The following is a 6,380-nucleotide window of genomic DNA, read 5'->3' as shown; positions in this document are numbered from 1 at the left end:
AGGGAGGCGGACGTAAACTCTTCCGGGATATATCCCACCTCTATTTATCTGAGATTTTCTCCATTCCGGGTTTCTAAAAACAGCCTGGGCTCCGCCTATTTTTAGGTGGGGTTTGCTGTCTTGAGGGGTCCGAGAGCTGAACAATAGATAAACGGATCCGCCAGAGGCAGACCTTAAAGTGTTGAGAGAGATTTTTCGACTGAAATAGAGATACCCCACCCACTCGTAGCCTCTATTACCTCACTTGGCTACTTCCTCAACAGCGGCCGGAGGCGGACCTGTTTATCCCTCAATGCCAGCGTAAGCCAATGGCCACCTCTCCACCAAAAGCCCCGCCTAACGCTACAACTTAAAGATACTCATCGTCTGCTGAAGTTTCGTCACCAGCTTCGTCATCTCCTCGGACTGGGCCACGATGGCCTGTACGGCCGAGATCTGGTCGGTCATCGAGGCGGACACCTCCTCGGTCCCGGCAGCGGATTGCTGCGTAATGGCCGAAATATTTTCCATCGTAGCCGAAATATGCTTGGCTCCGGCTAGCATTTGCTCCGTCCCATCGGCGAAAGCGGCGATTTGCTCGGAAATGAACCGGACGCTGCTGACGATTTCCGCGAAGACCCGTTCCGTTTCGCCAATAAGCTTCGTCTGCTCCGTAACGATCTGCTCGTTCTCGGCCATGGACGCAAGCGCATGCTGAATCCCTTGTTCGATACTGCGAACTAGACCGAACACCTCTTTGGTCGAGGCAGTGGCTTCCTCCGCCAGCTTCCGGACTTCTTGGGCGACGACGGCGAAGCCTTTGCCGTGCTCGCCTGCCCGTGCCGCTTCGATGGAAGCGTTCAACGACAACAGATTCGTTTGTTCGGCAATATCCGAGATGGCTCGGGTCATTTGCGAGATGCTGCCGGTCTGCCGGGCGAGTGAATCGATCGTTTGAGACACGTTCGCCGTAGCGTCGACATTTTTGCGCATGCCTTCGCTTTGGGTTTCCACCGTTTGAAGCCCTTTGTTCACCAGCGCCATCATTTGTCTGGCCCGCGAGTTCATTTCCCGGGTCGATTCCGTATATTCGGTTACCCGCTGCTCGATATCTTTCGTCGCTGAGGTGACGCCGCTGATCTCTTCCGAAATCTGATTGGCTCCGGCCGCAAGCTCTCCGGAGGCGACGGACGCTTCCTCAAGCACCGTTTTCATCTTCTCATTTTTAAAATAAATATCCCTGCTAGAGTCAAAGACATGCTTCGAGGCTCGTCCCGTTTCCTGCAGAAGCTCACGCAGCTTTTCCGTCATGCGGTTAAAGGCCGTCCCCAACTCGCCAAGAGCGTCGTCAGAGCGGATGTGGAGCTTTTGCGAGAAATCCCCTTTGGAGATGCTCAGGGCGGCGCGGGAGATGTCGCTAATCGGTTCTGTAAGCGCTCTCTCCAGCCAGCGTATAAAAGGATAGCTGAGTCCTGCCATCACAGCCAGAAACACGAACCCGAGTATGGGACTTAAGGAGGATGTGAAAATAAGCAGAAGCATGGCGGCGGAATAGACGACAACGAGGGTGTAGCAGCCGATTTGCAGCTTCTTCTTGAACGAAAGGCTCAGAAACCAGTTCATAATAACCACTCCTTTGAAGGTGTAGGATAAAATGCTTACGTCATCGTCTTGGCTGTATGGGTCATTATACCACCCCCAAGAATGCCCGGTCCATAGTTTTCCAACGAGAGCAGCCGTTCAGTCACTCGAATGAAAGCGATCCCATATGCGTGGCGCCTCACGATGTAAAATTTTGTTGAATTATCGTGTATTTTATGAAAAAATTTGTTGTCATCGTGGTTATATTGTCCTATAATGGGTCTAGAGCCTCAGATATACATAATATTCCAATTATACTACTTGAAAGGAGGAACTCTGTGATTTTAGAACAATTGCCTTTAGCCAGACAGTTGGATTTGGTGTTTCGGGAATTGAAAGAGGAGCTGGCTCAGCTTACCTCGGGGACGGTTTTTGTCCAGATTCGAAATAACATGGTCGGGAAGTTCGGCATCCGGCATTTTCCTCTGGAGAGCAAGGGGACGGAGATCAAGATGGCAGAGCGCGGCCTGTCCGATAGCCATCAGCTTTCGTTCCGCCAGACCGCTCTGGAATCGTTGAAACTGAAACGTTGGACGCACGGTGAGATTCAATTTGAATTCGCGATGCGCCAAGACTTGCTATGCACCAGCGTGACCTTTGAGTCAAATTACAACATGGCGAATTTGGTTAGCGAGTCCAATAAAAACAAACGCGATTTTTGAACGATATAGAATTTATAAATTTTCAGCGAAGCTGAACAAATTCTATATCCCAAGAAAAACTTCCGCTAAACCGCGGTCGCTCATCCATGAATAGACTTCGATAGAAGTTTTTCTTATTGACCAAGCTTACTGCACTCATACCAAGGTTACCTTTTATCCCATTATAACTTTTTTTAATTCTTTTATGTTTTCAACCTAAATTCAATCCTTCTGATGCTCTAATTGTTCGATATAACTTACAGCCTCCCTTGATCGGGAGGTTTTTTTGATTTTAATAGGGGGTTATAGTATGGAACTTTTTGGATAGTGGGCGTATAATCAATTCGGAGGTGATCAACATAGAGTTTTTGGCAATAGGTAGTATGCTGATTTATGTCATTTTAATCGGTCTTTCCATTTACTGTTTAATTTTATTTATTAAACTTGCGCGCAGAGGGATTGAAGCGCTCGATCTGTACATCCATGACAAGAAGAATAACAAGCATAATCCACCGAATGACACACCTCATTAACCACCGCAGGGGTGTGTTTTTGTGAATGAAAGGGGACCGTTATGATCGTACTCGAAACCGACCGGCTGATTCTTCGCCACCAGACCATAGAGGATGCGGCGTTTATCCTGGAGCTTATGAACGATCCATCCTGGATCCGCTACATCGGCGATAAAGGCTTGAGGACGCTCGATGACGCGCGGAGCTTTATTATTAAAGGACCACTGGATTCGTATGCCCGTTTGGGGTTCGGATTTTACTTGACGGAATTGAAGGATGGGGGCACGCCGATCGGCATCTGCGGATTTGCAAAACGAGATTACTTGGAGGATGCAGATGTCGGATATGCCTTTCTTCCCGAATTCCGGGGGAAAGGGTACGCCTTCGAGGCTGCTTCCGCCGCGATGGCTTATGCCAAATCCGAACTGGGGCTAAAACGCATTGTCGCGATTACTACCAAAGATAATGATTCTTCAGCCAAGCTGCTGGAAAAGCTGGGAATGCATTTTGAAGGCATGATCCCAAAAGCGGGTACGGATGAGGAGCTCCGGCTCTATGCGATTAACGTCTAACACATGAGGCCGCCCGGTGATCGCGAGCGGGCGAATTGCCGGATGAAGTCATAGAGAACGGTCCCCCCACTAATCTTGGCCGGTGGGGGGTTCTTGCCATTTGCTGGACAGGCGGGCGTATTCGTTCAAAGCATCGTCCAATTTTTTACTGGCCTTGATGACTTCAGGATCTACCAAGGATGTCTTGTTTTGGGATAGGGCATTAAGCCCTATTCTAAGCTGTTCTATTTCTTTTAGCATGTCTGCAAGCAGCTTATTGATCTCGGACATCGTTACCATTTTTGGCTCGACTTAAGCTATAGCTTAAGTTTGTGGCCGGAGAATGAGCAAACCTAATTTGCTCTTTACCGTTTACCTGTCTCCCATTCCCATTCAAAAAGATCATCCATATAACAATTGAGGTAATCCGCCGCCATCTTCATTTTGAGAACGGATAGCTTGCTTTTCCCTTTGATGATTTGTGAAATGTAAGATTCAGTAACTCCCAAATGCTTTGCTAGATCTGCCTGTGTCCTGTTTGTCTGAGCCAGCAATTCAGGCAAACGGCTTCTCCCGAACCGGAGAGCCAAAAGCAATCCTCCTTTTGAGGGACTATGCTTTCAATTATACTTAAGTCATAGCTAAAGTGGCAAATAGAAAGCAAATGATAGTTTTGCTATAATGAATGGCAACGGAAAAAGGCGGTCCCGAAGGAGCCGCCCGGTTAAGTATTGAGGTCGTGCATTATCTTGTGAACTTGCCTGCCAGCTGCTGCTCGGCGATTTGAACCAGACGACGAGTGATGTGACCCCCGATTGCCCCAGTATCACGGGTTGCCATGAAGCCATAGTAACCGTCTTGAGGAATCTGAATGCCCAGCTCTTGAGCAACTTCATACTTCAGCTGATCCAAAGCTTGGTTAGCTTGAGGTACGACCAATTGGTTGCTGCTGCGGGATTGTCCTGCGCCCATCGATATCACCTCCGTTCACTAGGTAGTATGTTCCACGCGAAAGAATATACACGGACTGGAAATTGGTAAATGTGACCATCGGATCGAGGAGGGATTGACATGGGATTTTTGCTGACGTGCAGCAACTGGTCCTTCGATGCGGACCTGCAAATCGTGCATGGCGACGTTAAACTGGAGATTGACGGCGAAACGCTGATCGACGAACCGCTGTGCATCGACGTGGGGCTTCCGGCGCTGCTGCTCAGCGTTCATGAAGATGTGGAGCCGTTTCGGTGGGCGCCGGCGGACGAATGGCAGCGCGTGCCGTTCTTCTGCTGCGGCTGCGGCGATCCGGAATGCCGGGCGTTCTCGTTTATCGTACGGCATAAGGCCGACGGACGATTGGAATTGACGGAAGTGGAGGAACGGGAGGGGAGATCCCCCCGCGAATTGGGCACGTATGATATCGATCGGTCGGATTACGCCAAGCAGGTAAGGGAGATCGGGGAGACGTTTTTGCGTTTTGTCGAACACTTGGATTACCGGCCGTATTTTAAGGATACCGTCGAAACGGTAAAGCGGCAGCTTGCCCGGGGCTAGTTGCTATTTTTCGGCTTCTTGAGCGCCTCCATCTTCTTCATTAGGGCGGTCATCTCTTTTTCCAGTTTTTCCATGTCCTTGAACATGGTCTTCATCTGTTTGTCCTCAGTCAACAATTTGGTAATGCCGTCGAACCAATCGGATTTGCTGATGCTCATCTGTCCAGCCTGCCTTTCCGCATTCTTTTTCTATATCGTACGAAAAAATGCGGGGCAGGTGTATGTTTCGGACTCGAAAAGGAAAAAAAGGTTGATGCCCGGCGGCTCAGCCTTTTTGTTATGGTCCGCTTAATCGACGAGCAGCTCGGGGAGCCACCGCCGCATATGGCTTGCGATCTCCTCCCGTATGCCGCGCACGCCGGGAAGCTCCGCCTCCGAGGCCCGGCTTAACGGAATGACCCGGTATCCGCGCCAAGCCCGAAACCGGACATAGGTCGGCAGAAACCGAACTCCGCCGACCACGACGGCCGCTTTGCCGCCAGACGCCCCGCTTGGCTTCCGCAGCTCCGCCTTCAAAATTCCGCCGATCCGAACATACGGATCGGGCCTTTTTTGCGCAGCCAGAAAGTTGCCGAGGGAGTAAGTGACGAGCGCTCTCCCGCCGTTTCCGTTATCGATCCATTCTGGCGGCTGGAGCACGTGCGGATGATGGCCGAGGATCACATCGGCTCCGGCGGCTGCGGCCAAACGGGCCCATTTTCGCTGCTGCTCCGACGGAAGCCGGATATATTCGGTTCCGAAATGAAGGCTCACCACGACAGCGTCGGCTTGTTTTTTTGCCTCGGCGATTTCTTGCTGGAATGCGCGCTCCTGTTCGAGCAAATGCACCAAGTAAGGCTTGCCCGGAGGCCGGGGAATCCCGTTCGTTCCGTAAGTCCAAGCGACGAAAGCAAGCTTCAATCCATTGCGCTCCACGATCCGGAGACGCTTGCGGTCCGCTTCGTTCTCGCTCGCGCCCGCATATTCGACTCCAAGCCGTTTCCAATGCCGGATCGCCTGACGTACCGCCTGTTCTCCGCGATCAAGCGTATGGTTGTTCGCCATCGAGACGATATCGACTCCCGCGTCACGAAGAGCATCAGCTGCCTCGAACGGACTGTTAAAGGCCGGATAATCGGACAACCCAAGCGCGGTTCCGCCGGTAATGCTCTCCTGATTGGCGAACGTAACGTCGGCCCCCTCCAAATGCGGCCGCACCGCCTCAAAGAAGGGATGGAAATCGTAGCTACGCTGTGTCCGTGCGTCCTCGTAGATCGTGCGGTGAATGAGTACGTCGCCGACGGCGGCCATGGTCACCCGGCGTTCCGCAGGGGCAGCGGGTTCCGATGAAGGCAGTGGGGGAGGGGCAGGCGCAGGGGGCGCTTTCGCCCCGATCCCCGTCCGGGGTTCGCCTGGAGACGGTGCTGAAGGCGCGGCACGGTCGGACGCAGGAGAACACGCGCCCGAGAGCAGCAGGATCAGAAGAACGGAATAACGGCAATATCGTTTGGTCATCGCGCAGGCCCT

At 51.8% G+C, this 6,380-nt stretch carries 9 protein-coding genes; 3 read left to right on the top strand and 6 right to left on the bottom strand.

Annotation, left to right across the window (positions count from 1 at the left end; translation table 11 throughout):
- Positions 1–342: 342 nt before the first annotated feature.
- Positions 343–1,602, bottom strand: a complete 1,260-nt coding sequence (locus ET33_RS34380) for a methyl-accepting chemotaxis protein (protein WP_200879276.1) — start codon at positions 1,600–1,602, stop codon at positions 343–345.
- 296 nt (positions 1,603–1,898) lie between these two features.
- Here ET33_RS34380 and ET33_RS34375 point away from each other — a divergent pair, with 296 nt between their 5' ends.
- On the top strand, positions 1,899–2,282 hold the full coding sequence (locus ET33_RS34375; protein WP_036693318.1) for a hypothetical protein: 384 nt from the start codon (positions 1,899–1,901) through the stop codon (positions 2,280–2,282).
- A 553-nt stretch (positions 2,283–2,835) separates the two neighbouring features.
- Complete coding sequence (locus tag ET33_RS34365; protein ID WP_036693315.1) at positions 2,836–3,345, top strand: GNAT family N-acetyltransferase; 510 nt, start codon at positions 2,836–2,838, stop codon at positions 3,343–3,345.
- 69 nt (positions 3,346–3,414) lie between these two features.
- Here ET33_RS34365 and ET33_RS34360 read toward each other — a convergent pair whose 3' ends face one another.
- From ET33_RS34360 to ET33_RS34350, 3 genes are all read right to left on the bottom strand, one after another.
- The gene (locus ET33_RS34360; RefSeq protein WP_036693312.1) at positions 3,415–3,615 is read right to left on the bottom strand and encodes an aspartyl-phosphate phosphatase Spo0E family protein; all 201 of its coding nucleotides are present in this window, start codon (positions 3,613–3,615) and stop codon (positions 3,415–3,417) included.
- Positions 3,616–3,689: 74 nt separating this feature from the next.
- Complete coding sequence (locus ET33_RS34355) at positions 3,690–3,887, bottom strand: helix-turn-helix transcriptional regulator (RefSeq protein ID WP_157999732.1); 198 nt, start codon at positions 3,885–3,887, stop codon at positions 3,690–3,692.
- Positions 3,888–4,068: 181 nt separating this feature from the next.
- Entirely contained in the window at positions 4,069–4,296 is a 228-nt protein-coding gene (locus ET33_RS34350; protein WP_036693306.1) for an alpha/beta-type small acid-soluble spore protein, read from the bottom strand.
- 99 nt (positions 4,297–4,395) lie between these two features.
- Between ET33_RS34350 and ET33_RS34345 the strand changes: the two genes are divergently transcribed.
- A complete protein-coding gene (locus ET33_RS34345; protein WP_036693304.1) occupies positions 4,396–4,875 on the top strand; it encodes a hypothetical protein in 480 nt (159 codons plus the stop codon).
- Here ET33_RS34345 and ET33_RS39430 read toward each other — a convergent pair.
- Positions 4,872–5,033 (bottom strand): hypothetical protein, encoded by a 162-nt coding sequence (locus ET33_RS39430; RefSeq protein ID WP_167336459.1) that lies wholly within the window; start codon positions 5,031–5,033, stop codon positions 4,872–4,874. The two genes, ET33_RS34345 and ET33_RS39430, sit on opposite strands and share 4 nt — an antisense overlap.
- Positions 5,034–5,162: 129 nt before the next feature.
- Positions 5,163–6,368, bottom strand: a complete 1,206-nt coding sequence (locus tag ET33_RS34340) for a CapA family protein (protein ID WP_036693301.1) — start codon at positions 6,366–6,368, stop codon at positions 5,163–5,165.
- Positions 6,369–6,380 lie beyond the last annotated feature (12 nt).

Origin of the sequence: Paenibacillus tyrphae, assembly GCF_000722545.1 — a bacterium.
Taxonomy (GTDB): Bacteria; Bacillota; Bacilli; order Paenibacillales; family NBRC-103111; genus Paenibacillus_G; species Paenibacillus_G tyrfis.
This window is presented reverse-complemented; position numbering and strand designations above follow the sequence as displayed.